Annotated in this window: 16 protein-coding genes and 1 pseudogene; 10 read left to right on the top strand and 7 right to left on the bottom strand. The window is 63.1% G+C overall.

What is annotated here, in order from left to right:
* Positions 1–269 precede the first annotated feature (269 nt).
* A complete protein-coding gene (locus tag H3V53_RS14450; protein WP_336598501.1) occupies positions 270–1,553 on the bottom strand; it encodes a 4-aminobutyrate--2-oxoglutarate transaminase in 1,284 nt (427 codons plus the stop codon).
* 121 nt (positions 1,554–1,674) lie between these two features.
* Between H3V53_RS14450 and pdxR the strand changes: the two genes are divergently transcribed.
* Positions 1,675–3,237: a MocR-like pyridoxine biosynthesis transcription factor PdxR gene (pdxR, locus tag H3V53_RS14445; protein ID WP_336598500.1), complete on the top strand. Its 1,563-nt coding sequence runs from the start codon at positions 1,675–1,677 to the stop codon at positions 3,235–3,237.
* Positions 3,238–3,258: 21 nt separating this feature from the next.
* On the opposite strand, the gene H3V53_RS14440 is transcribed toward pdxR, so the two are convergent.
* The 4 genes from H3V53_RS14440 to phnC all read right to left on the bottom strand — a co-directional run bounded on the left by H3V53_RS14440 (position 3,259) and on the right by phnC (position 7,399).
* A complete protein-coding gene (locus H3V53_RS14440; RefSeq protein WP_336598499.1) occupies positions 3,259–4,095 on the bottom strand; it encodes a DMT family transporter in 837 nt (278 codons plus the stop codon).
* Positions 4,096–4,658: 563 nt separating this feature from the next.
* A complete protein-coding gene (gene phnE / locus H3V53_RS14435; protein ID WP_336598505.1) occupies positions 4,659–5,381 on the bottom strand; it encodes a phosphonate ABC transporter, permease protein PhnE in 723 nt (240 codons plus the stop codon).
* Between the two features lie 113 nt (positions 5,382–5,494).
* Complete coding sequence (gene phnD / locus H3V53_RS14430; protein WP_336598498.1) at positions 5,495–6,463, bottom strand: phosphonate ABC transporter substrate-binding protein; 969 nt, start codon at positions 6,461–6,463, stop codon at positions 5,495–5,497.
* A gap of 84 nt (positions 6,464–6,547) precedes the next feature.
* On the bottom strand, positions 6,548–7,399 hold the full coding sequence (gene phnC, locus H3V53_RS14425) for a phosphonate ABC transporter ATP-binding protein (RefSeq protein ID WP_336598497.1): 852 nt from the start codon (positions 7,397–7,399) through the stop codon (positions 6,548–6,550).
* A 284-nt stretch (positions 7,400–7,683) separates the two neighbouring features.
* Here phnC and H3V53_RS14420 point away from each other — a divergent pair, with 284 nt between their 5' ends.
* The 6 genes and pseudogenes from H3V53_RS14420 (at position 7,684) to H3V53_RS14395 (ending at position 18,232) form a co-directional block, all read left to right on the top strand.
* On the top strand, positions 7,684–8,718 hold the full coding sequence (locus H3V53_RS14420; protein ID WP_336598496.1) for a M14 family zinc carboxypeptidase: 1,035 nt from the start codon (positions 7,684–7,686) through the stop codon (positions 8,716–8,718).
* Complete coding sequence (locus tag H3V53_RS14415) at positions 8,715–9,530, top strand: alpha/beta fold hydrolase (protein WP_336598495.1); 816 nt, start codon at positions 8,715–8,717, stop codon at positions 9,528–9,530. Before H3V53_RS14420 ends, H3V53_RS14415 begins: the two co-directional genes overlap by 4 nt.
* Positions 9,531–9,910: 380 nt before the next feature.
* Positions 9,911–14,750 (top strand): annotated as a pseudogene (locus H3V53_RS14410) (NAD-glutamate dehydrogenase).
* A 140-nt stretch (positions 14,751–14,890) separates the two neighbouring features.
* Positions 14,891–15,952: a selenide, water dikinase SelD gene (gene selD / locus H3V53_RS14405; protein WP_336598494.1), complete on the top strand. Its 1,062-nt coding sequence runs from the start codon at positions 14,891–14,893 to the stop codon at positions 15,950–15,952.
* 42 nt (positions 15,953–15,994) lie between these two features.
* The gene (locus tag H3V53_RS14400) at positions 15,995–16,921 is read left to right on the top strand and encodes a cation diffusion facilitator family transporter (protein ID WP_336598493.1); all 927 of its coding nucleotides are present in this window, start codon (positions 15,995–15,997) and stop codon (positions 16,919–16,921) included.
* A 243-nt stretch (positions 16,922–17,164) separates the two neighbouring features.
* Positions 17,165–18,232: a purine-nucleoside phosphorylase gene (locus H3V53_RS14395; protein ID WP_336598492.1), complete on the top strand. Its 1,068-nt coding sequence runs from the start codon at positions 17,165–17,167 to the stop codon at positions 18,230–18,232.
* Positions 18,233–18,431: 199 nt separating this feature from the next.
* On the opposite strand, the gene H3V53_RS14390 is transcribed toward H3V53_RS14395, so the two are convergent.
* The gene (locus H3V53_RS14390; RefSeq protein WP_336598491.1) at positions 18,432–18,740 is read right to left on the bottom strand and encodes a DUF4148 domain-containing protein; all 309 of its coding nucleotides are present in this window, start codon (positions 18,738–18,740) and stop codon (positions 18,432–18,434) included.
* A 172-nt stretch (positions 18,741–18,912) separates the two neighbouring features.
* Positions 18,913–19,917, bottom strand: coding sequence for a LysR family transcriptional regulator (locus tag H3V53_RS14385; protein WP_336598490.1), 1,005 nt, complete (start codon positions 19,915–19,917; stop codon positions 18,913–18,915).
* Between the two features lie 196 nt (positions 19,918–20,113).
* On the opposite strand from H3V53_RS14385, the gene H3V53_RS14380 reads away from it, so the two are divergent.
* The 3 genes from H3V53_RS14380 to H3V53_RS14370 all read left to right on the top strand — a co-directional run bounded on the left by H3V53_RS14380 (position 20,114) and on the right by H3V53_RS14370 (position 25,622).
* Positions 20,114–20,980, top strand: coding sequence for an alpha/beta hydrolase (locus H3V53_RS14380; protein WP_336598489.1), 867 nt, complete (start codon positions 20,114–20,116; stop codon positions 20,978–20,980).
* Between the two features lie 33 nt (positions 20,981–21,013).
* Positions 21,014–22,363: an efflux RND transporter periplasmic adaptor subunit gene (locus tag H3V53_RS14375; RefSeq protein WP_336598488.1), complete on the top strand. Its 1,350-nt coding sequence runs from the start codon at positions 21,014–21,016 to the stop codon at positions 22,361–22,363.
* A gap of 73 nt (positions 22,364–22,436) precedes the next feature.
* The gene (locus H3V53_RS14370; RefSeq protein WP_336598487.1) at positions 22,437–25,622 is read left to right on the top strand and encodes an efflux RND transporter permease subunit; all 3,186 of its coding nucleotides are present in this window, start codon (positions 22,437–22,439) and stop codon (positions 25,620–25,622) included.
* The last annotated feature ends 4 nt before the right edge of the window (positions 25,623–25,626 follow it).

Raw genomic sequence — 25,626 nt, 5'->3', positions numbered from 1 at the left:
GTGCCGCCCCGCACAGGGGTAACGCCTGCGCCGCGAGGCGCCATCGCGGATGCCCGCGCAAAGGGCAAACACACACCGGCAACGCCCGCGCCGCGTAGGCGCAACGCGAATGCCCGCGCAAAGGGCAAACACACCACGGCAACGCCCGCGCCGCCTAGGCGCCATCGCGGGTACCAGCAAAAAACCAAAAACCAAAACAGCCGTCGCAGACAAAAGAACAAAAAATCAACGGCGATTTAAAAACAGCCGCCGCAGGCAAAACATTACGATCAGGCAGCCACGCCAACAGTCTCTTTCAGCACGTCTTCGAGAATCACGAGAGCCTCATCGAAAACGGCATCCTGAATCGTCAGCGGGAACAGGAAACGAACCACATTCGAATACACACCGCACACCAGCAACAACAGCCCGCGCTCGAGCGCGCGCGCCTGCACGCGCTTCGTGAAATCGGCATCCGCGTCCGATGTGCCCGGCTTGCAGAACTCGACGGCGACCATGCCGCCCGGGCCGCGCACGTCGGCGATCTGCGGCACTTCCGATTGCAGCGCCGTCAGCTTCGCCTTCAGCTTGTCGCCCAGCGTGACTGCACGCTCGCACAGCTTCTCCTCGTCGATGATGTCGAGCACCGCGTGCGCCGACGCAACGGCCAGCGGGTTGCCCGCATACGTGCCGCCAAGTCCGCCGGGCGCCGCTGCATCCATCACATCGGCGCGGCCCGCTACGCCCGACAGCGGCATGCCGCCCGCCAGGCTCTTCGCCATCGTCATCAGATCCGGCACGACGTCATAGTGATGCATCGCGAACAGCTTGCCCGTGCGCGCAAAACCCGTTTGCACTTCATCGGCGATCAGCAGGATGCCGTGCTCGTTGCACAGCTTGCGCAGCGCGCGCACGAACTCGGCAGGCGCCGGATAGAAACCGCCTTCGCCTTGCACCGGCTCGAAAATGATCGCCGCGACACGCTTCGGATCGATGTCGGCCTTGAACAGGAAATCGATCGCCTTCAGCGAGTCCGCCGTCGTCACGCCGTGCAGCGGATTCGGGAACGGTGCGTGGAAAACGTCAGCCGGGAACGGGCCGAAGTTCAGCTTGTACGGCGCGACTTTGCCCGTCAGCGCCATGCCCATCATCGTGCGGCCGTGAAAGCCGCCCGTGAACGCGATTACGCCCGGTCGGCCCGTCGCGGCGCGCGCAATCTTGATTGCGTTTTCGACGGCTTCGGCACCCGTCGTGAAGAAAGCTGTCTTCTTCGGATAGTCGCCCGGCGCGCGCTGGTTGATCTTCTCGGCCAGCTCGACATACGACGCGTACGGCACGATCTGATAAGCCGTGTGTGTGAAGTTGTCCAGTTGCGCGCGCATCGCCTCGACAATCTTCGGATGACGATGCCCCGTGTTGCACACCGCAATGCCAGCTGCGAAATCGATGTAACGGCGGCCCTCGACGTCCCAAAGCTCCGCATTCTCGGCGCGCGCGGCGTAGAAATCGCACATCACGCCCACGCCGCGCGGGGTGGCGGCGTCCTTGCGGCTCTTCAGTTCAGCATTCTTCACGGAGATCTCCTGTCATGGGTTCGTTCAGGCGCTCGCGCTCTTCGCGGCACATGCAGCGACTATAATCAGATTTGGCTCTAAACTTCAGAGCCATTTCAGTAAAAAATTAGGAGCCAATTCCATGCGCGCGAGTGTGTTGTCCGACTGGCTGGCCCAGCGTCTGGATCGCGGCAGCGGTCAGCCGATCTACCGGCAGCTGCATCGGCTGCTGCAGCAGGCCATACTCACGCGCGAATTGCCGGCGGGCAGCAAGGTGCCGTCGTCGCGGCTGCTGGCGAGCGAGCTGGGCATCGCGCGCAATACCGTCACGCAGGTGTACGAGCAGTTGGCGCTGGAGGGCTACGTGTCGTCCGCGACGGGGCGCGGGACCTTCGTCGCCGATACGTCGCCGGATGAAATCGTCGATTCGTCCGATGCACAGACGGCGTTCTCGCCCGCATCGGCGTCCGCGCAGCATCTGCAGCAGACTTCGCCCGTGCCGCACGCCAGGGCGCTTGTGCAGGCGCAACAGCCAGCGGCGCGCGCCCTGTCGCAGCGCGGCGCGCGGCTGATCGCAGGTGCGGGCGTGTCGAAGCGCCAATGGGGCGCGTTCATGCCTGGCGTGCCCGACGTCACGCGCTTTCCGGCACGCGTCTGGAGCCGCCTGCATAACAAATACTGGCGTCGGCTGCGGCCCGACTTGCTGACATACGCGCCGGGCGGCGGCCTGTCGCTGCTGCGCCACGCGTTGGCCGACTATCTGCGCACGTCGCGCTCGGTGCGTTGCACGCCCGAGCAGATCATCATCACAACAGGCATTCATCAGTCTGTCGATCTCGCCGTGCGCCTGCTGTCCGATCCCGGCGACGTGATCTGGACGGAAGATCCGTGCTATTGGGGCGTGCGCAGCGTGATGCACGTGTCCGGTCTGAAGTCGCGCCCGATCGCCGTCGACGAAGAGGGCATCAATCCGTCAGCCGACGATCTCGCGCATCCGCCGAAGCTGATGCTCGTCACGCCGTCGCATCAGTATCCGCTCGGCATGGTGATGAGCCTCGCGCGGCGCCGGATGCTGCTCGAATACGCACGGCAAAACCAGTGCTGGATCATCGAGGACGACTACGACAGCGAATACCGTTACGGCAGCCGGCCGCTCGCCTCGCTGCAAGGGCTCGATACGGCGGGGCAGGTGATCTATGTCGGCAGCTTCGGCAAGACGCTGTTTCCTGGTCTGCGGATCGGCTATCTGGTCGCGCCCGAGGCGCTTGCCGAAAGCTTCGCGACGGCGAGCGCCGAGCTCTATCGCGAGGGGCAGTTGCTGCAGCAGGCGATGCTCGCGGAGTTTATCGCCGAAGGGCATTTCACGTCGCACATCCGCAAGATGCGTACGCTGTACGGCCAGCGTCGCGCGACGCTGCTCGATGCCGCCGCGCGCCGGTACGGCGATGCGTTGCCTGCCGTCGGCGGCGATGCGGGCCTGCATCTCGTGATGCAACTGCCAGAAGGCACCGACGACCGGGCCGTCGCCGCGGCTGCGCTCGAGCGCAATATCGTCGTGCGTCCGTTGTCCGGGTATTACGCGCAGCGCTCGCGCGCACAGGCGGGGCTGCTGATCGGTTATGCGTGCGTGCCCGACGAAGAGATCGCGCCTGCTTTCGACACGCTCGCCGACGCGATCGACGCGACGTTGCCACTGTTTGCATGAGCAAGTCGCGCGCTGGCGCGCCTAAAGCCGGATGAGAACCGCGCCGAGCGTGACGAGCGTGCACGCGAAGATACGGCGCGCCGTGAGTTTTTCCTTCATGAACGAGAAGCCGATCAGCACGGCGAAAATCGAACTGAGTTCGCGCAGCGCCGAGACCATCGCGATAGGCAGATACCGATAGGCCTCGATGATGAGGCAGTACGCGCACAGCGCGATTACGCCCGAGAGCATGCCTTTGACCATCATTTCGCGCGACGTGAAGAGTCCCTTTGCGCCGCCGCGCCAGTGCCATACGAGCAGAAACTGCGGCACGTTCCACAGCAGATAGACCCACATGATGTAGCTGAGTCCGTTGCCGGCGACGCGCGCGCCAATGCCGTCGACCACCGAGTACGCCGAGATGAACAATCCCGTGAGCAGCGCATAGGGAACACTTTCGCCCGAGAAGCGCAGGTCGCGGCGAAACGCGAGCGAGACGATGCCGAGCGACACCAGCGCGACGCCCGTTGCCGCGAGCGGTTTCAGCGATTCATGGGCGAACACGAGCGCGCCGGCGAAGACGAGCAGCGGCGAGAGTCCGCGCGCGATCGGATAGATCTGGCCGAAATCGCCGCTGCGATACGCGCGGACCAGCGCGAGGCAGTAGCCGAATTCGAGCACGACGGAGGCCGCGATATAGGGCCACGCGCCGGGCGCCGGAAGCGGCAGGACGACGACGCCGATCGCGCTGACGACGAGGTAGGGGATCGACATGATGCCAAGCAGCCAGATGCGGTCTCCCGCGAGGCGCAGGAAGGCGTTCCAGCTTGCATGAAGCATGGCGGACAACAGGACGAGCAGGACGACGACGGTTTCCATCGGAGGGGATTATTCCGCAAGTTGTGCGGTCTGTGGGGATTTTTGTGGTGATTTGTGGTGGTTTTTGCTCCCTTGCGCTGGGTTTGGTGGACGAACTGGTTTGGTACAGCGAAGACGGGACTTTGATGCTCTTTAGCGCGACTACGACCGTTAAGAGCAGGCGGATGGCTCCAGGCGAACCGTCTTTGAGGCCTTTCCCGCATGTCCTGCAAGACCGTGAAGGATTTTCAGCGTACGCTGGCGATTGCTATGTGTTGGTTAAAGCAGAGAGAAATAGAACGTCATCCATAATGTACTGGATGGGTCCGGCATCGTTTCATCGTTCGAAAGCGCAAGCCGTCAAAGAAGCGACTGATATCTTGCAATCTATAAAACTAAAGTAAATCACCGATCACCGGTCATGTCGTCCGGGCCGCGCAGAAAGGGCACCAGTCGGCATGCGGTTGCAGCCTGATTTTCACTCTCGTATAACAACGCGCGGCGCCGATTTCCTCGCCGATGCGCGGAGTCGCGATGGCAAGCAAAAAAACCGGTTGGCCCCTTCGTGCGAAGAGCGCAAAAAATCAAATAACCCGCTCCCTCAACTTCGCAGAAACCAGATCGATAACCGTCACCACCACAATCACCATCAGCATCAGAGCCGCTGTCTGCGCGTAGTTGAACGACCGGATCGACTCATACAGCACCACACCGATACCACCCGCGCCCACCATCCCCACCACCATCGCCGAGCGCACATTCGATTCGAACCGGTACAGCGCGTAAGAAATCCACAGCGGCAAAACCTGCGGCAGCACGCCATAGACGATTTCGTCGAGACTGGTCGCGCCCGTCGCGCGCACACCTTCGGCAGGGCGTGGATCGATCGCTTCGACGGCTTCGGCGAAGAGCTTTGCGAGCACGCCCGTCGTGTGCACCCATAGCGCGAGCACCCCCGCGAACGGCCCAAGTCCGACGGCGACGATGAACAGCATCGCGAATACCATTTCGTTGATCGCGCGGCACGCGTCCATCAGACGGCGCACCGGCTGCACGACCCATGCGGGCGCCATGTTGTGCGCTGACATCAGGCCGAACGGCACTGCGCACACCAGCGACAGCGCCGTGCCCCACACCGCGACTGCGAGCGTCACGGCCATTTCGTGCACATACGTGCGCCATTCGGTGAAGTCGGGCGGGAAAAAATCTTTCGCGAACTGGCCCATGTTGCCCGAGTCGGACAGCAGGTCGAGGGGGCGCATGTCGGCGGCGCGCCACGACAGTCCGAGTATCGCGATCACCGCCATCCAGCCGAGCAGCGAACCCCAGCTGCGTTTGCCCGCCGAAGCGGCCAATGCTTTTTGCGTCGGCTGTTGCGTGGCCTCAGGCGTCGAACGGCTCGCGCTCAGGTCCGCTGCGTTCATTGCTTTTGCGCGTTGAGTGCGGACAGCTTCGCATCGATCGCGGCCATCTGCGTCTTCTTGTCGGCGTCCGACATCGCCGCATCGTTTTCGATCTTCTGCTTCTGCTGGAACAGCGCGACCTGGCGGATGGGCAGCAATTGCGCATCCGACGACGCCGAGAAACCGCTGTAGTTGAAGATGTTCGCGATCACGGCTTTTTCATGCGCGTCGCTCTTCGCATAGTTGAGGAAGAACTTGCGCACCTTTTCCTTCGTTGCGTCGGGCAGATCCTTGCGCCACACGAGCGGGTCCGACGGAATCAGCGGCGATTGCCATAGCACGCGCACCTGTGCGAAGCGGTCCGGATGCTGTTTCTTCAGCGTGTCGAGCATCTCGGTGTTGTTGGTCGCGATATCGACCTTGTTGTTCACGACGGCGAGCAGGTTCGCTTCGTGGCTCGACGGCAGCACCGTCTTGAACGACGTGCGCGGGTTCGCGTTGTGTTGCGCGAACAGGTAATAGCCCGGAATCAGCGTGCCCGACGTCGAGTTCGGATCGCCAAAGCCGAGCGTCACGTCTTGCGTGTTCCTGAACACGTCGTCGAGCGTCTTGAAGCGGCTGTTGACGTTCGTGATCAGCACCGAGTAGTAGCCGGCTTCACCATTCGAATAGGTGGTTTTCGCAAACACTTCGCCGTAGGAGCGATCGACGGCTTCGATGGCCGACGCGTTGCCGAGATACGCGACCTGCACCTTGTTGAAGCGCATGCCTTCGATGATGCCGGCGTAGTCGGTTGCGAAGAACGCCTTCACGTTCAGACCCGTCTGCTTGTTCATGTCGTCGATGAGGGGCTGCCAGCGTTGCTTGAGCACCGCCGACGAATCGGTCGAAATGATGCCCAGGTTCAGGTCTTCGGCATGAGCGGCGAAGCTGGCAAAAGCCGACACGGCCGCGACGCCGACAAGCAGAGAGCGCAGGAATTTCATGAGTTCCGTTCCAGTTGAGTGAGTCGTTGCAGTGCTGCGTGATGTGCTTTCGTAGGTGACGTCGTTACTTGCGCGAAGCGCGATCTACGCGGAGCGCGCTGTGTTGAACGCGAGCACGCGCACACGGGGCGACGCGTTCGGCGTGCTGCCCGCGGGCTGGCTTTCGTCGAGCAGTTCGCGCGCATCGTCGCCATAGAGCTTTTGCAGCAATGCCGGCGTGAGCGCGGAAGTCGGGCCGTCGTAGACGATCTTGCCGCGCCGCATGGCGATCGTGCGCTGGCAATACTGCATTGCGATATCGACCTGATGCAGCGAAACCAGCACCGTCAGCTTGTGTTCGACGTTCAGCGTGCGCAGCATGTCCATCACGCGACGCGACGATTCGGGATCGAGCGAGGCAATCGGCTCGTCGGCGAGGATGATGCGGGCCTGCTGCACGAGCGCGCGCGCGAGCGCGGCGCGCTGCTGCTGACCGCCCGACAGGTTTGACGCGCGCTCGCGCGCATGCTCGCCGATGCCGACCTCGGTCAACGCCGCCATCGACAGCTCGCGTTCGCTGCGCGGAAAGCTGCCGGTCAGGCGCCGCCACAGCGGCAGACGCGCGAGCGCGCCGATCAGCACGTTCGCTTCGACGCTCAGGCGGTTCACCAGATTGAATTGCTGAAACACGAATCCGATATCGCGGCGAATGCTGCGCACTTCGCGAACGATGCGGCCGTTCTGCTGGATCGGGCGGCCCAGGATCGATATCTGCGAAGGTTGTGCGTCCGAAACCGTGAAGCCTGCGATGTGCCGCAGCAGTGTCGATTTACCCGACCCCGACGCACCGATCAGCGCAACCATTTCACCCTGCTCGACACGCAGGTCGATGTCGTCGAGCGCCTTGCGTCCATTGCCGAATGTCTTGCTCAGACGTTCGATGCGGATTGCTTCCATGTGTGTCCTGTCGATGACTCCGGTGCCTGCCGGAAGTTGTGGGACATTCTAGAAAGCGTCTGTGACGGTTGAGTGAAGGCGTCGCAACATCTAGACGACTATATCTCTCAGGAATGTCGCTCGCACGTTGTCATTGCCTGTTGCGACGCATCGTCGTGTGTCACGAATATGACAAACGCAGCGATGCAGGCCCGCTGTCATCCATTGGGAAGCGCGAACGGCTATAGTTGGAGCGTCAAGCGTGAGCCGTCTCCAATAACCTCGCACCACAACCGGCGCAGCCCATGCAGGCCTTCAGCTTTCTGCCCAACACCTTCACGGAGTACGAAGATTTGCAGGCGCTGCTCGACGAGGGCGCGCGCTCGTTCGACATCACGAGCGTCGCCAGCGTCGAAGTGCGGGGGCGCAGTTTCGAGGTGTACGTTGCGTCGATCGGATCGCGTGATCCCGCGGCGCCCGCGGTGGGATTTTTCGGCGGCATTCACGGGCTGGAGCGCATCGGCTCGCGGCTCGTGCTGGAGTACATGCGCTCGCTGCTGTCGCGGCTCGCGTGGGACGAATTGCTGATCCAGCAACTCGATTCCATCCGCGTGTATATCGTTCCCATCGTCAATCCGGGCGGCATGTGGGCGGCCACGCGCGCGAATCCGAACGGCGTCGACCTGATGCGCAATGCGCCGCAGGACGCGGAAGAGCGCGTGCCGCTGCTGGCGGGCGGACAGCGCGTCGGCGCGTGGCTGCCGTGGTATCGCGGGCGGCGCGGCGCACCGATGGAAGCGGAAGCGGCGGCGCTGCTGCGGGTAGTCGAAGACGAGCTGGCGACGCGTCCGCTGTCGTTCGCGCTCGATTGTCATTCGGGTTACGGATGGAGCGACAGCATCTGGTTTCCGTACGCGAAGACGCGCCGCGCGATGCCGCATTTGCCGGAAATGTACGCGTTGAAGACGATGTTCGAGCGAGCGCATCCGCATCACGGCTATACGTTCGAGCCGCAGAGTCACCAGTACCTGCTGCATGGCGACCTGTGGGATTGGGCATACGACCGCGTGCCGCCGCCCAACATCTTTCTGCCGATGACGCTCGAACTCGGTTCATGGCTCTGGATCAAGAAGAATCCCCGGCAGATTTTTTCGCGTCAGGGCATGTTCAATCCCGTGAAAGCGCATCGTACGGCGCGCGTGCTGCGGCGTCACGCGAACCTGCTCGACTTTCTGACGCGCGCTGCCTACGCGTCGCAGCGCTGGCTTCCGCAAGGCTGCCGCCGCGAGCAACTGCTCGATAGCGCGCTCGAACTCTGGTACAAACCCGCACAAAAATGAGCACATGGATTCTGTTGCGTGGGTTGACACGCGAAGCGCGGCATTGGGGCGTGTTGCCCGAAGCGCTGCGCGCGTCGCTGGACGGGATCGCGGACGGCGTGCCGTCGCGCGTGCTCGCGATCGACCTGCCCGGCAACGGCGGCCACGCGCGCGTGCGGGCGCCGCAGGAGGTCGGCGCAATGGTCGATTTCGTTCGCGTGGCGGCGCGCGAGAGCGGTGCGCCAGGCCCGTACTGCGTGCTCGCGATGTCGCTCGGCGGCATGGTCGCGACGTGCTGGGCGCAGCGCCATCCTGCCGAGATCGCGCGGCTCGTGCTGATCAACACCAGCATGCGGCCGTTCAGCCGCTTCGACGCGCGGCTGCGTCCCGCCGCGTGGCCGGTGCTCGTGAGGATCGCTGCGCACTGGGGCGACGCGCGGCGAGCGGAGAACACGATTCACCGGCTGACCTGCAACCATCGCGAGTCGCGCGACGCGGACGTGCAGACGTGGGCGGCGATACGCTCGAGCGCGCCCGTGAGCCGCGCCAATGCACTGCGTCAACTGATCGCGGCCGCGCGCTTCAAGGCACACGCGCAGCCGCCCGCATGCGGGACGCTCGTGCTGTCGTCGAGCGGAGATGGACTGGTCGACCCTGCGTGCTCCGCCGCGCTCGCCGCGGCGTGGGGCGCCGAACACTGGCGGCACCCGTGGGCGGGCCACGACTTGCCGCACGACGACCCCGCGTGGGCCGTCGCGCGCATTCGCGCCTGGCTGCTGCAAGCGGACGCCGAACGGACATCGGTGACCGCCGGGCGTGACATTAAGTACTAACCCTGAGATGTCGTCGTGTTGGCGGTTCGGGGTTCCGCGCATGGCTCGTGTGAATCGAATGCTTTTCTCTACGTGTATCCGCGATAAGGCTTTCTGCCCGATGGACTCGTGCCTTATTCAGAGCCTTAAAAGCTAGCGCATCAATGGTTAGAGCGCTAACAAGCGCAACCGTGACCTGTGATGGCTAGCCAACAGAGCGAAGCAATTTCGTTCTCTCTTTAACGCCCTTTGCGCTGCTATCGCCGGCTCGATTCGACATGCTTCTGTCACACGCGCGATCATGCATCGACCATGTGCGCGTGCACAATCCGTTTCTGCTCAACGGGTGCATAATGCGCATCTGTCGATGCAGTCGATTGTCGCCCGCCGCGGAGGACGTCATGCAAGCGAAGAACGAAGAAGCCGTTGCTCACCTGCTCAACGATGTCGTCGAATTCGCGCGAGGACGGCTGCCCGAGCCCGCATTCGCAGCCGTCGAACCTTTCCTGCGTCACTACTACGATTTCGCCGACGCGGACGACCTGCAAAGCCGGAGCATCGCCGACCTGTACGGCGCCGCGATGGCGCACTGGCAAACGGCGCAACGCTTCGTCCCCGGCAGCGAACGATTGCGCGTCTACAACCCGATCCTCGAACAGCACGGCTGGCACTCCGATCACACCGTGATCGAAATCGTCAATGACGACATGCCGTTTCTGGTCGACTCCGTGTCGATGGCCGTCAACCGTCTTGGGCTCGCGCTGCACTCCGTGTTGCACCCGGTGTTTCGCATCTGGCGCGGCCAGGGCGGGGGCATCGAGCGCGTGGCGCCCGGTGGCGCCCCGGGCGACGAAGGCGGCTCGCAACTCGCGTCGTTCATTCATTTCGAAGTGGACCGCTGCGGCGACGCCGCGAAGCTCGACACGTTGCGCAGCGAGATCGCAAAGGTGCTCGGCGACGTGCGCGCCGCCGTCGAGGACTGGCCGAAAATCGTCGAGATTGCGCGCGCGACCATCAAGGACATGGCCGCGCGCGAGACGAGCCCGGAAGGCGTCGAGGCGCGCGCGTTCCTCGAATGGATGGTGGCGGATCACTTCACGTTTCTCGGCCAGCGCGACTATGAGCTTGTCGAGCAAGATGGCCAGTATGGCCTGCGCGGCGTGGCGGGCTCAGGCAGCGGCATTCTGCGCGAGTCGCTGCGGCCACAAGGGGCATCGGATGTGACGCCGTTGCCGCCCGCGGCCGCGGGCATCATCGCGGGCGCGGCGCCCATTTTTCTGACCAAGGCCAATTCGCGCGCAACCGTGCATCGCCCGGGCTATCTCGACTATGTCGGCGTGAAGCTGGTGGGCCCCGAGGGCAAGATCAGCGGCGAGCGGCGCTTTATCGGCCTCTATACGTCGACGGCGTACACGTCGTCCGCGTCGGACATTCCCATCGTACGCCGCAAGTGCGCGAACATCGTGCGGCGCGCGGGCTTTCTCCCCAAAGGACATCTCGGCAAGTCGCTCGTGACGGTGCTCGAAACCTATCCGCGCGACGAGCTCTTTCAGGCCGACGAAGACGAACTCTACGACACGGCCATGGGCGTGCTGCGTCTGCAGGAACATCAGCGCACGCGCATGTTCGTGCGCCGCGACCGCTTCGACCGCTTCGTGTCCTGTCTCGTGTTCGTGCCGCGCGAAAAGTACAACACCGATTTGCGGCGGCGCATTGCGAAGCTGTTGCGCTCGGCGTTCAACGGCACGAACGTGGAGTTCACGCCGCTGCTGTCCGAGTCGACGCTCGCGCGGATTCACTTTGTCGTGCATGCGGAGCCGGGCGCGATGCCCGATGTCGACACGCGCGAACTCGAAGCGCGGCTCATTCAGGTGTCGCGCCGCTGGCAGGACGATCTCGCCGATGCATTGCTCGACGCATTCGGCGAAGAGCAGGGCAACCGTCTGCTGCAGCACTATGCCGATTCGTTTCCAGCGGGCTATCGCGACGACTACCCCGCGCGCACGGCGGTGCGCGACATCGAACTGATCGAGCGTGTGCAGGGCACCGAGCAGATCGCGATGAACCTGTACCGGCCCATCGAGGCTGGCCCGCGCGCGTTTCGCTTCAAGGTGTATCGCGTCGGCGATCCCATCGCGCTGTCGCGCAGTTTGCCGATGCTCGAACATCTCGGCGTGCGCGTCGATGAAGAACGGCCATACCTGATCGAAGCACCGGGTGCGGCGCCTGCGTGGATTCACGACTTCGGCCTCGAACTCGCCGACGACACCGAGTTCGACATCGAGCGCGTGAAGGGCCTGTTCGAAGACGCGTTCGAACGCGTGTGGACGGCCGACATCGAAGACGACAACTTCAATCGCCTCGTATTGCGCGCGCAGTTGAGCGCGCGCGAAGTGACGATCCTGCGTGCGTACGCGAAGTACTTGCGGCAGGTCGGTTCGACATTCAGCGATGCGTATATCGAACGCGCGTTGACGGGCAATCCGGCAATAGCGCGCATGCTGGTCGAGCTGTTCATCGCGCGTTTCGATCCCGCTGCGCAGGCGCAGCGCGAAGCGCGCGTGGAGCTGCTGCTGAAAGCAATTGAAGGCGCGCTCGACGAAGTCCCGAATCTCGACGAAGACCGCATCCTGCGCCAGTTCCTCGGTGTCATCAACGCGACGCAGCGCACGAATTACTATCGCCGCGACGCGGGCGGCAAACCGCGTCCGTATCTGTCGTGCAAGTTCGATCCGGCGAAAGTGCCCGGCTTGCCCGAGCCGAAACCGATGTTCGAAATCTGGGTGTACGCGCCGCGCGTCGAAGGCGTGCACTTGCGCGGCGGCCGCGTGGCGCGCGGCGGTCTGCGCTGGTCCGATCGTCGCGAGGACTTCCGCACGGAAGTGCTCGGTCTGATGAAAGCGCAGATGGTGAAGAACGTGGTGATCGTGCCTGTCGGCTCGAAGGGCGGCTTCGTCGTGAAGAACCCGCCGCCGCCGACCGACCGCGAAGCATGGATGCGCGAAGGCGTCGCGTGTTATCAGACTTTCCTGCGCGGCCTGCTCGATCTCACCGACAACCGCGTAGGCGGACAGATCGTGCCGCCGCCCGAGGTCGTGCGCCATGATCCCGACGATCCCTACCTTGTCGTGGCCGCCGACAAGGGCACGGCCACGTTCTCCGACTATGCGAACGCGATCTCGCAGGAATACGGCTTCTGGCTTGACGACGCTTTCGCGTCGGGCGGCTCGGTTGGCTACGACCATAAGAAAATGGGCATCACGGCGCGCGGCGCGTGGGAATCCGTGAAGCGTCACTTTCGCGAGATGGGCGTCGATACGCAGACGACGGACTTCACCGTGGTTGGCGTCGGCGACATGTCGGGCGATGTGTTCGGCAACGGCATGCTGTTGTCGCAGCATATCCGTCTCGTCGCCGCGTTCGACCATCGGCATGTTTTCCTCGATCCGAATCCCGACCCGGCGACGAGTTTTGCCGAACGTCAGCGGCTATTCGCGCTCGACCGTTCGAGCTGGGCCGACTACGACCCCGCGCTGATTTCGGCAGGCGGCGGCGTGTTCGCGCGCACCGCGAAGACGATTCCGCTGTCGCAGGCCGTGCAATCGATGCTCGGCGTCACGGCCGCCGCGTTGTCGCCCGCCGAACTGGTACGCGCCATTCTTCAGGCACCCGTCGATCTTCTGTACAACGGCGGCATTGGCACCTATGTGAAGGCGAGCCGCGAAACGCATGCGCAGGTCGGCGACAAGGCCAACGACGCCGTGCGCGTGAACGGCTGTGATCTGCGCTGCAAGGTCGTGGCGGAAGGCGGCAATCTGGGGCTCACGCAACTCGGACGCATCGAGTTCGCACAGCATGGCGGCCGCATCAATACGGATGCGATCGACAATTCCGCGGGCGTCGATTGCTCGGACCACGAGGTGAACATCAAGATTCTGCTTGGCCTCGTCGTCGCCGATGGCGAGATGACGGAGAAGCAGCGCAATGCGTTGCTCGCGGAAATGACGGAGGAAGTGGGCTTGCTGGTGCTGCAGGACAACTATTACCAGACCCAGGCGCTGTCGATTGCAGGCCGCTATGCCGCCGACATGCTCGACTCTGAGACGCGCATGATGCGTTATCTCGAACGCGCGGGACGTCTGAACCGCGTGATCGAGTTCCTGCCGACCGACGACGAAATCAACGAACGCGCGAGCGCCAAGCAGGGCTTGACGTCGCCCGAGCGTGCCGTGCTGCTCGCGTACAGCAAGATGTGGCTCTACGATGCGCTGCTCGAATCCGATGTGCCCGAAGACCCGCTGGTCGCGGGCATGCTGACGGAGTATTTCCCGAAGCCGCTGCGTCAGCGCTTTGGCGAACCGATGCATCGTCATCCGCTGCGCCGCGAAATTCTGGCCACGCATCTGACGAATGCGCTGGTGAATCGCGTCGGCTGCGCATTCGTGCACGGCATGATGGAAGAGACGGATGCGACACCCGGCGACATCGTGCGCGCATGCATGATCGCGCGGGACGTGTTCGATCTGAACGACGTGTGGCGCAATATCGATGCGCTCGATAATCGTGTCGCCGACGACGTGCAGGCGCGCATGTTCGTCGAGATCACGAAGCTGCTTGAGCGCGCGGCGTTGTGGTTCCTACGTCATCTGCAATCAGGCGAAGTGAAGAACGGGACCGTGACGGATCTGATCGTGCGCTGCCGCGACGCCGCGCAACGGCTCGCACCGCAACTGCCGATGCTGTTGCCCGCAGCGGAGCTGGAAGCATTGTCCGAGCGGCAGCGCGTGCTCGTCGATGCGGGCGTCGACAGCGAACTCGCGGTGCGCGTCGCGAGCGGCGACATTCCTGCCGCGCTGCTCGATATCGCCGACGTGTCGGCAACCACGGAGCGTGGGCTCGAACTGGTGGCGGGCGTGTACTTCGCGCTCGGCACGCAGCTCAATTACGGCTGGATCGGCGAACGCGCGGCCGCGCTGCCCACCTCGACGCATTGGGACGTGATGGCGCGCGCCGCGGCGCTTGCCGAACTGGCGCGTCTCAAGCGCGTGCTGACGACGAGCGCGCTTGCCGAAGCGCCCGAGGCGACGACGGCGGAAGGCGTCGTGGAAGCGTGGCGCGCGAACGCGACACGCGCTCGCGCGCTATGCGCAACTGCTGACGGACTTGCGCGCGGCAGGCGGCGCGAGTTTGTCGATGCTGCTCGTGGTCGTGCGCGAAATGTCGACGCTCGAACGGCGCTGACGCTCGCGCGGCGGCGGCTGTTGGCAACGCGCCTTCGCCATTGCAGGCGAGGGCGCGTTTTCATTGCGCCGCGCGCTTTGCCAGCAAGTTGGCGGATTGCCCGATAATAGACGCTATCGACCATCCGTCACTTCACCACCATGAACGAATCCGCTGTCAGTTCCCCTGTTCCCCGTCTCACGAGCCTGTCGCACGGCGGCGGCTGCGGCTGCAAGATCGCGCCCGGCGTGCTGTCCGATCTGCTCCGGCGCAAGCTCCCGATGCCTACGTTTCCGGACCTGTTGGTCGGCACGGAAACCTCGGATGACGCCGCCGTCTACCGGTTGAACGACGAGCAGGCGATCATCGCCACCACCGACTTCTTCATGCCCATCGTCGATGATCCCTACGACTTCGGCCGCATCGCCGCGACCAATGCGCTGTCCGACGTGTACGCAATGGGCGGCAAGCCGATTCTCGCGCTTGCGCTGGTCGGCATGCCGATCAACGTGTTGCCGCACGATGTGATCGCGGCCGTGCTGCGCGGCGGCGAGGACGTGTGCACGCAGGCGGGCATTCCCGTCGCGGGCGGTCATTCGATCGATTCCGTCGAGCCGATCTACGGGCTTGCCGCGCTCGGCGTCGTGCATCCGCAGCGCGTGAAGCGCAATGCGTCGGCGCAGGCGGGCGATGTGCTCGTGCTCGGCAAGCCGCTGGGCGTCGGCGTGCTGTCGGCGGCACTGAAGAAGGAGCAACTCGACGCCGCGGGCTATGCGGCGATGATCGCGGCGACGACCAAACTCAATCGCCCCGGCGCCGACCTGGCCGCGCTCGACGGCGTGCACGCGATGACCGACGTGACCGGCTTCGGGCTGCTTGGCCACACGCTCGAACTGGCGCGCGGCGCGCGATTGACCGCGCGCGTGCGATACGCGGATCTGCCGTGGATCGCGGGCGTCGACGCGTTCGTGGCGGCGGGTGTGTTCACGGGCGCGTCGGGTCGCAACTGGGCGTCGTATGGCGAGGACGTGCGTCTCGCGGATTCGCTGCCTCGCACGGCACGCACGTTGCTGACGGATCCGCAGACCTCGGGCGGCTTGCTCGTGTCGTGTGCGCCCGCAGCCGTCGACGACGTGCTCGCGATCTTTCGCGCCGACGGCTTCGATCAGGCCGCGGTGATCGGCGAATTGCACGACGGTGCGCCGCGTGTCGAAGTCGTGTGATCGTTATTCAATCCATTTGCATCGCGACAATTCGAAGAGCCTATGAACGAAGAATCACCGAAGGCCATTTTTTACGCGCTGGCGGCAAATCTCGGCATTGCCGTGTGCAAGTTCGCGGCGGCGGCATTTACCGGTTCAGGGGCGATGTTCGCCGAAGCGATTCACTCCACAGCCGATTGCGGCAATCAGGTGTTGCTGCTGTTCGGGCTCAGGCAGGCGCGCAGGCCGGCTAGCCCGCTGCATCCGCTCGGCGCGGGGCGCGCGATCTATTTCTACTCGCTGATCGTCGCGCTGTTGCTGTTTTTCGTGGGCGGCGCGTTTTCGGTGTATGAGGGCGCGCATCGTCTGATCGCGCACGAGCCGTTATCGCATGCTTATATCGCCTTGGGCGTGCTCGGCATATCGGTGGTGCTCGAAACGTTTTCGCTGATGGGCGCGATCAGGGAAATTCGCAAGACCAATGCCGGCAAGTCGATGTGGCGGTGGTTTCGCGAGACGCGCGAATCCGAACTCCTCGTCGTCACGGGCGAAGACGTGGCCGCGCTGCTGGGCCTTGCCATCGCGTTCATCGCCGTGCTGCTCACGATGATCACGGGTAATCCCGTGTTCGACGCGTGGGGTTCGATTGGCGTCGGCGTGCTGCTGATGGTGATCGCGTTTCTCGTGGCGCGCGAGGTGAAGTCGATGATCATCGGCGAGTCGGCGAGCCCCGAAGTGCGGCGCGCGATCGAAGCGCATTTGCGCACGCGTCAGGAGATACGCAGCATCATCAATCTGATTACGCTGCAATGGGGGCGGCATGTCGTCGTCGCGGTGCAGGCGGAAATGATCGATTACGAAAGCGGCCGCGCGATGGTCGATGCGATCAATATCGTCGAAGCGGATTTGCAGGAGACGTTTCCGCAGGTACGGTGGGTATTTTTTGAACCGGATGTGCCGCGTGTAAGAACGGCAGCATCGCCGGATTAAAGCACTGCGCTACACCAATGGGTCCGCGAACAATGCACTGAATGCATGATTCGCGGATCTTTTCTTTTGGGGACGCGGCATGGGAAACCAATAAGCCGCTTATGCGATATAGCTAATTACATCCCCAGTCGCCATTAGCCAATGGAAAACAATTCAATGCCGCCTATACTAAGCTCCGCCCTGTTAAGCGAGGGCATGCATTCCGGTTCCCATCCTTTAACGCGCTTAAAGAAAGGACTCGTTATGGTAACTCGCACGGTAGGCGCTTTGACGGCTTTGACATTGGCGGCGTGCTCGGCTATTTCACCGCTTGCCAATGCGCAGGACGACAGCTTTGCGCATGGCGATGGCGGATCGAATGGTCGCCCCGTCAAAGTCATGATCATTTCGATGTTCGGGCCAGAAGGGCAGGTGTGGCTCGATAAACTCGGTCCGTGGCAGGACATTCCCGTCGCTGGATTGTCGCCGGATTATCCGAACATTCACTGCAACAGGCAGGACATCTGCGTGATGACGACGGGCATGGGCCACGCCAATGCCGCCGCATCGACCATGGCGCTTGCGTTCTCGTCGCGCTTCGATCTGCGGCACACGTATTTCATGGTGGCGGGCATTGCCGGTATCGATCCGATCCAGGGCACGGTAGGGTCGGCTGCGTGGGCCAAATATCTTGTCGACTTCGGCATTCAATGGGAAATCGACGCCCGCGAAATTCCGCCGAACTGGAATACCGGCTATCTCGGCATCAATACAAAGAGTCCGGCCGACAAACCGCCGCTCGATTACCGTACCGAAGTATTCCAGCTCAATACACGTCTTGCCGATACCGCGTTCGCACTGTCGCGTAACGTGGTGCTCTCTGACAATGCGCAAGCCCAGGCCGCGCGCGCCAAATACAACTACGCGCCGGCAAACCGTCCGCCTGCCGTCATTCAGTGCGATACGCTCGCGGGAGATACGTGGTGGTCCGGCACGAAGCTAGGCGAACGCGCGCGCCAATGGACGACCATTCTCACCGACGGCAAGGGCGTCTACTGCACGACGCAACAGGAAGACAACGCGACCTATGAAGCGCTGAAGCGTGCCGCAAGCGTGCATCGCGTGGACTTGAATCGCGTGGCGGTGCTGCGTGCCGGCTCGGATTTCGATCGTCCCTATGACGGACAAACGAGCGCCGACAATCTGCTCAACTACGCCGATCAAGGCGGTTTCACTATTGCACTCGAGAATCTGTTCCGCGCGGGCAATCCGTTGGTGCAGGATATCGTTTCGCACTGGGGCGAATGGCGCAGTGGCGTGCCGCAACGCTGATCGAGCGCGCTAAAGGTTAAAACCGGCAGGAATGCAAAGCGCTCAATCGCACTAAAGCGATTGAGCGCCTTCACTGCTCCAGCGTTTCGCCGCGTGCGAATCAGTTCGCGCGATACGGCGTCCAGACGGGGACATCCGTGCCCCAGTCATCGAGTTCCGATGGGCTCATGTTCATCTCCTGCAAATAAAGTCTCAAGCGTTACTGACGGCGCGCGACGCGCACACTGCCATCGCCTTGCGCGTCCAGACGTTCGGCTTGCGTGCGGCCAATCAGCCCTTGTTCCGGATACGAGGTCTTGTTCAGCGAAGGCAGCGTGCCGTCGCGATACGCTTCATTCACTTCCGCGCGCACTTCAGCGCGCGACTTCGGTGCCGATGCGTCAGCCGAATGCTGCCACCATTGATCGTTGTACGATCCGGCACGGCCAATGCCGCCGCCACCGCCGGCAAATGCCGGGGCGCTGACCAACAGCGAGAGAGCAAGACCTGCCAGCAGATTGCGTTTCATGATTCACCTCTGTCGATTCGTTTGCTGCGCCGTCGTTCGGCGCTGCGACAGGGTGAAATGTAAGGGTTGACGCGCGGGCGATAAACCCGGCTTTCATGAAATGAATTGTCGCAATTTCAGAACAATCGCGGCGTGCTGCCGCGATCGTCCTGATGCGTAACGGCCGCGTGACCTACGCGACCCACTCCGTCATGACGGGCGTATTGAAGTCCGGCGCGGTTTCCTTCTGTTCGAACGTGCGCTGCGTGCAGGTTTTGTCGAGGCTCGCGCGGCCGCTCAAAAGCGGGCAGCGGTCGAAAATTTCTGCGATCCAGTCGACGAACACACGCACTTTCGACGACAAGTGGCGGCTATGCGGATATACCGCGGAAATGGGCATGGGCAGCGGTTTCAGGTCGGGCAGCACTTCGACGAGCTGGCCCGAGCGCAGTTGCGGCAGCACCATGAAAAGCGGCGGCTGGATCAGTCCGAAGCCTTCGAGGCCGCACGTCACGTAGGCATCGGCGTCGTTGACGGACACCGACCCCTTCATTTTCACCTCGATTTCCTTGCCGCCGACGAGAAACGACCAGTCCATCACGCGGCCCGTGCGGCTCGAAAAATAATTGACGGCCTTGTGCTGGTCGAGTTCTTCGAGCGTCTGAGGAATGCCCGCGCGTTCCAGATACGAGGGCGCCGCGCACGTCACGCCTTCGAATAACCCTATGCGGCGTGCGACCAATGACGAATCCTGCAACGCGCCGACGCGCACGACGCAATCGACGCCTTCCTGCAGAAGATCGACGGGACGATCCGACAAGCCGAGCTGCAGATCGATATCCGGATACTTCGTATGGAATTCGCACAGTTGCGGTATCACGAGCAAACGTCCGATCGATCCCGGCATATCGACGCGCAGCTTGCCGTTCGGCTTTTTGTTGCCGCTCTGGAAGCTCGCTTCCGTTTCTTCGACGTCCGCGAGAATGCGCACGCAACGCTCGTAATACGCAGCGCCGTCGGGCGTCAGCGACAGACGGCGCGTCGTGCGATGCAGTAGGCGCGTGCCGAGAAACGCTTCGAGATTCTGGATGATCGTCGTGACGGAAGCGCGGGGCAGATCGAGCGTTTCCGCAGCCCGGGTGAAGCTGTTCGTGTCGACGACCCGGGTGAACACTTGCATGGCCTGGAGCCGGTCCATTGCAAACCTCCGAAAGAGCCGGAGCACTGGTGAAGCATTCGCCCTCGCCATTTAACGTTTGGCGAGGGCGCCGAATAAAGGCATTCGATTGTTCAGGTGCACCGAATTGTGTTGCCGGATTATAGGCATTTATTTGGAAGTCTGCTGGTCGCACAATGCGCACCATTCGATAGCTTCGCGCATTGCGCTGTTCCAAATGGATGCATTCAACCCGCGCCAAACCTTTATTCCGACGGACTCGCCGAGCGGTTCGAGTGTCGCGGTCAGCGCTGCATCGCTCGACGTCACCGACGTGAAGATAGAAGGCTACGCGCAGGACATCACATTGCGCCTTTACCGGCGTGCCGCCGCCAGAAGCGGCCTGCCGATCCTGCTCTATTTTCACGGGGGCGGTTTCGTGCGCGGCTCGCTCGAAGAAGCGGATTACGCCGCGCGCTACTTCGCGCAGCACACGCCCGCGCTCGTCGTATCGGTGGGCTATTCGCTCGCGCCGCAGTTTCCGTTTCCCGCGGCGCCCGAAGACGCACACCGCGCCGCGCTGTGGGTGCAAACGCGCGCACGGGCGTTCGGCGGCAACACGAAGAAGATCGGCGTGACGGGTCACGACGCGGGCGGCTCGCTTGCCAATTGTCTTGCGTTTATCGGCCGCGATCGGGGCGATGTGCGGATCGATGCGCAGGCGCTGTTCGGCCCGATGCTCGATCCGAGCTTGACGCGCCTCGGCGACGAAAAGCGGCTGAGCTCGGACATCACGGCAAGCGAATGCGCGGCGTGTTATCGCGCGTATCTGCCGCAGGCGGCGCAGCGCATGCACCCCTACGCGGCGCCGCTCGAATCGGTGCGCCTTGCAGGCTTGCCCGCGACGCTGATCGCCACTGCGCAAAACGACGTGCTGCACGTCGAAGCGGAGAAGTATGCGAGCAACCTGATTCAGGCAGGCGTGCAGACGCAGGTGGTCCGTTATCCGAGCGTGTCGCACGCGGCGCTGGCCAATCATCCGGCGGCCTTGCTCGAAGCAGTTCGATTTTTTCAGTGGCGCTTCGATGAGCGCGCACTCCGATAAACAAACTTCTATTAATTAAATCCGGAGTCTGTCATGTCTGTTTTCCCTCTCTCGCGTTCGAAGCTGGCGATTGCGGCGCTCGCTGTCATTGTGATTGCCGGGCTCGGCACGTTCGGCGCGATTCGCGTCGATGCGCGCGCGCCCGCGCAGTCCGCGCCGACCATCGTGCCCGAAGTCGACGTCGCGACTGTCGTGCAGAAGACCATCACCGACTGGCAAACCTATTCGGGCCGCCTTCAGGCAGTCGAGAAAGTCGACGTGCGGCCGCTCGTGTCGGGGACCATCGTGTCCGTGAACTTCCAGGACGGCGCGCTCGTGAAGAAGGGCGATGTGCTGTTCGTCATCGATCCGCGCCCGTATCAGGCGGAAGTAGACCGTGCCGCCGCGCAACTCGCGGCTGCGCAGTCGCGCGCGGGCTACGCGCAAAGCGACTGGGAACGCGCGCAACGCCTGATCGGCGATAACGCCATTGCCAGGCGCGATTACGACGAGAAGCAAAACGGTGCGCGTGAAGCGAGCGCGAACGTGAAGGCGGCGCAAGCGGCGCTCGAAGCGGCGCAGATCAATCTCGGCTACACGAAGATCGTCGCGCCCGTGTCGGGCCGCGTGTCGCGTGCGGAGATCACGCTCGGCAACGTCGTGAACGCAGGCGCAAGCGCCGCGCCGCTGACCACGCTCGTCTCCGTGTCGCCGATCTACGCGGAGTTCGACGCCGATGAGCAGACCTACCTGCAATACATCAGCCAGGTGAAGAACGACAGCAAGGTGCCCGTCGAACTAGGGCTCGCGAACGAATCGGGCTATTCGCGCAAGGGCACGATCCAGTCGGTCGATAACCGCCTCGATACGTCGTCGGGCACGATTCGCGTGCGTGCGCGTTTCGACAACACGGACGGCGCGCTCGTGCCGGGTCTCTACGCGCGCGTGAAAGTGGGCGGCAGCGAGCCGCATTCCGCGCTGCTGATCGACGATGCCGCGATCGGCACGGATCAGGACAAGAAGTTCGTGTTCGTCGTCGACAAGGACGATCACGTCGTCTATCGCGAAGTGCAGGTGGGCAATCTGCAAGGCAATCTGCGCGTCGTGAAGGGCGGCCTGCAGGCGGGCGACCGTATCGTCGTGAACGGCACGCAGCGTGTGCGGCCGGGCGCGCAGGTGCGCGCGCACATGGTGCCGATGGGTGACGGCGATGCGGGCAACGCGCCCGTCGCCGACGACGCGCAAGCCGACAAGGCTGCGCAGCTCGACGCCGCATCGAAGCAGAAGCACGCCGACACGCAGGCACAGCCCGAAGCGCAACCGAAGACGCAGGCGAAGGCCCAGGCAACGCCGCAGACACAGGCCCAAGCCCAGCCGCATGCGAAGTCGCACAAGGACTCGTGATCGGCGCGGCCGTCACAGCATGCCTTCGCTGCGCGCACACAGGATGTAAGCGCTACAACATCAAGAGCTTTACATGAACATATCCAAATTCTTTATCGACCGGCCGATCTTCGCAGGCGTGCTATCCGTCCTGATCCTGCTCGCGGGTCTGATCGCGCTGTTCCAGTTGCCGATCTCCGAATATCCGGAAGTCGTGCCGCCTTCCGTCGTCGTGCACGCGCAGTATCCGGGCGCGAACCCGAAGGTGATTGCGGAGGCGGTCGCGTCGCCGCTGGAAGAGCAGATCAACGGCGTCGAGAACATGCTGTACATGCAGTCGCAGGCGAATAGCGACGGCAATCTGACGCTCACCGTCACGTTCAAGCTCGGCACGAACCCCGACCTCGCGACGCAACTCGTGCAGAACCGCGTGAACCAGGCGTTGCCGCGTTTGCCGGAAGACGTGCAGCGTCTCGGCGTCACGACGATCAAGAGCTCGCCGACGCTGACGATGGTTGTGCACCTGATCTCGCCGAACGACCGCTACGACATGACGTATCTGCGCAACTACGCGCTGCTCAACGTGAAGGACCGGCTCGAACGGATCACGGGTGTCGGTCAGGTGCAGCTGTGGGGCGCGGGCGACTACGCGATGCGAGTGTGGCTCGATCCGCAGAAAGTCGCGCAGCGCAATCTGACGGCGATGGAAGTGGTCAACGCCATTCGCGAGCAGAACATTCAGGTCGCGGCGGGTGTGATCGGCGCGTCGCCTTCCGTGCCGGGCACGCCGCTGCAACTGTCGGTCAATGCGCGCGGCCGTCTGAAGACGGAAACCGAATTCGGCGACATCGTCGTGAAGACGGCGCCGGATGGCGCGGTGACGTACCTGAAGGACATCGCGCGAATCGAACTCGCGGCTTCCGAATACGGCCTGCGCTCGCTGCTCGACAACAAGCCGGCAGTGGCGATGGCGATCAACCAGTCGCCGGGCGCGAACTCGCTGCAAATCTCCGACGAAGTCCGCAAGACGATGAAAGAGTTGAGCGCGGACTTCCCGGCGGGCGTCGAGTACAAGATCGTCTATGACCCGACGCAGTTCGTGCGTTCGAGTATCGAAGCCGTCGTGCACACGCTGCTCGAAGCAATTGCGCTCGTCGTGATCGTGGTGATCGTCTTCCTGCAAACGTGGCGCGCGTCGATCATTCCGCTGATCGCGGTCCCGGTCTCGATTGTCGGTACGTTCTCGCTGTTGCTCGCATTCGGTTTCTCGATCAATGCGCTGTCGCTTTTCGGCATGGTGCTCGCGATCGGTATCGTCGTCGACGATGCGATCGTGGTGGTGGAAAACGTCGAGCGGAACATCGAAAGCGGCCTGAGTGCGCGAGATGCGACGTATAAGGCAATGCAGGAAGTGAGCGGGCCGATCATCGCGATTGCGCTGACGCTGGTCGCCGTGTTCGTGCCGCTCGCGTTCATGACGGGTCTGACGGGCCAGTTCTACAAACAGTTCGCCATGACGATCGCGATTTCGACGGTGATCTCGGCGTTCAATTCGCTGACGCTGTCGCCCGCATTGTCGGCGATGCTGCTGCGCGGTCACGGCGCGAAGGAAGACTGGTTGACGCGTGCGATGAACCGCGTGCTCGGTCCGTTCTTCCGGGGCTTCAACAAGGTGTTCCATCGCGGCTCGGATAGCTATGGCCGCGGCGTGAACGGCGTGCTCAAGCGCAAGGGCGCGATGCTCGTCGTGTATGCCGTCCTGCTGGGCTTGACGGTGCTCGTGTCGCGTATCGTGCCGGGCGGCTTCGTCCCCGCGCAGGACAAGGAATACCTGATTGCATTCGCGCAACTGCCGAACGGCGCATCGCTCGATCGCACCGAAAAGGTGATCCGCGACATGGGCGCAATTGCGCTGAAGCAGCCGGGCGTGGAAAGCGCGGTGGCGTTCCCGGGGCTGTCGGTGAACGGCTTCACGAATAGTTCGAGTGCGGGCATCGTGTTCGTCACGCTCAAGCCGTTCCATGACCGCAAGGGCAAGGCGCTGTCGGCGGGTGCGATTGCGGGCGCTCTGAACCAGCAATACGGCGCGATCAAGGATTCGTTCGTCGCGGTGTTCCCGCCGCCGCCCGTGTTGGGTCTCGGCACGCTGGGCGGCTTCAAGATGCAGCTGGAAGATCACGGTGCCGTCGGCTACGCGGAATTGAACAGGGCGACGGAAGCGTTCATCAAGAAGGCATCGACGACGCCTGAACTCGGCCCGACCTTCTCGAGCTATCAGATCAACGTGCCGCAGCTGAACGTCGATCTCGACCGCGTGAAGGCGAAGCAGCTGGGCGTGCCCGTCACCGACGTGTTCAACACGATGCAGGTATATCTCGGCTCGCTGTATGTGAACGACTTCAACCGCTTCGGCCGCGTGTATCAGGTGCGCGTGCAGGCGGACGCACCGTTCCGTCAACGCGCCGACGACATCCTGCAACTGAAGACGCGCAACACGAATGGCGACATGGTGCCGCTATCGTCGCTGGTGACGGTGACGCCGACTTATGGTCCGGAGATGGTCGTGCGCTACAACGGTTACACGGCCGCCGACATCAACGGCGGACCGGCCCCTGGCTATTCGTCAGGCGAGGCCCAGGCCGCTGCCGAGCGTGTCGCGGCGCAAGTGCTGCCGAAGGGCGTGAAGCTCGAATGGACCGACCTCACGTATCAGCAGATTCTTGCGGGTAACGCGGGCCTGTGGGTGTTCCCGATCAGCGTGCTGCTCGTGTTCCTCGTGCTCGCTGCGCTGTACGAGAGCCTGACGCTGCCGCTCGCGGTGATCCTGATCGTGCCGATGAGCGTGCTGTCCGCGCTTGCCGGCGTGTGGCTCACGCAGGGCGACAACAACATCTTCACGCAGATCGGCTTGATGGTGCTGGTGGGTCTCGCGTCGAAGAACGCGATTCTGATCGTGGAGTTCGCGCGCGAGCTCGAACACGACGGACGCACGCCGCTGCAGGCCGCCATCGAGGCGAGCCGCATGCGTCTGCGGCCTATCCTGATGACGTCGATCGCGTTCATCATGGGCGTGGTGCCGCTGGTGGTGTCGAGCGGCGCGGGCTCCGAAATGCGTCACGCGATGGGTGTGGCCGTGTTCTTCGGCATGCTTGGCGTCACGCTGTTCGGTCTGCTGCTGACGCCCGTGTTCTACGTGGTGCTGCGCACGCTGGCAGGCGGGAAGATTCATGTCGCGCAGAAAGATTCGCCGCATCTCGTCGCGCATACGACGGACGCCTGAGGGA

This window comes from Paraburkholderia bengalensis (assembly GCF_037126505.1).
Taxonomy (GTDB): Bacteria; Pseudomonadota; Gammaproteobacteria; order Burkholderiales; family Burkholderiaceae; genus Paraburkholderia; species Paraburkholderia bengalensis.
The sequence above is the reverse complement of the archived record's forward strand: the minus strand, read 5'-3'. Positions and strand labels throughout refer to the sequence as shown.

Bases quoted from the DNA above. Each gene is read 5' to 3' on its own strand.
- H3V53_RS14415 (WP_336598495.1), top strand. From the start codon at position 8,715: ATGAGCACATGGATTCTGTTGCGTGGGTTGACACGCGAAGCGCGGCAT.
- H3V53_RS14395 (WP_336598492.1), top strand. From the start codon at position 17,165: ATGGTAACTCGCACGGTAGGCGCTTTGACGGCTTTGACATTGGCGGCG.
- phnE (WP_336598505.1), bottom strand. From the start codon at position 5,381: ATGGCGGTGATCGCGATACTCGGACTGTCGTGGCGCGCCGCCGACATG.
- pdxR (WP_336598500.1), top strand. From the start codon at position 1,675: ATGCGCGCGAGTGTGTTGTCCGACTGGCTGGCCCAGCGTCTGGATCGC.
- H3V53_RS14420 (WP_336598496.1), top strand. From the start codon at position 7,684: ATGCAGGCCTTCAGCTTTCTGCCCAACACCTTCACGGAGTACGAAGAT.
- H3V53_RS14390 (WP_336598491.1), bottom strand. From the start codon at position 18,740: ATGAAACGCAATCTGCTGGCAGGTCTTGCTCTCTCGCTGTTGGTCAGC.
- H3V53_RS14440 (WP_336598499.1), bottom strand. From the start codon at position 4,095: ATGGAAACCGTCGTCGTCCTGCTCGTCCTGTTGTCCGCCATGCTTCAT.
- H3V53_RS14370 (WP_336598487.1), top strand. From the start codon at position 22,437: ATGAACATATCCAAATTCTTTATCGACCGGCCGATCTTCGCAGGCGTG.
- H3V53_RS14400 (WP_336598493.1), top strand. From the start codon at position 15,995: ATGAACGAAGAATCACCGAAGGCCATTTTTTACGCGCTGGCGGCAAAT.
- H3V53_RS14380 (WP_336598489.1), top strand. From the start codon at position 20,114: ATGGATGCATTCAACCCGCGCCAAACCTTTATTCCGACGGACTCGCCG.
- H3V53_RS14375 (WP_336598488.1), top strand. From the start codon at position 21,014: ATGTCTGTTTTCCCTCTCTCGCGTTCGAAGCTGGCGATTGCGGCGCTC.
- phnD (WP_336598498.1), bottom strand. From the start codon at position 6,463: ATGAAATTCCTGCGCTCTCTGCTTGTCGGCGTCGCGGCCGTGTCGGCT.
- selD (WP_336598494.1), top strand. From the start codon at position 14,891: ATGAACGAATCCGCTGTCAGTTCCCCTGTTCCCCGTCTCACGAGCCTG.
- H3V53_RS14385 (WP_336598490.1), bottom strand. From the start codon at position 19,917: ATGGACCGGCTCCAGGCCATGCAAGTGTTCACCCGGGTCGTCGACACG.
- phnC (WP_336598497.1), bottom strand. From the start codon at position 7,399: ATGGAAGCAATCCGCATCGAACGTCTGAGCAAGACATTCGGCAATGGA.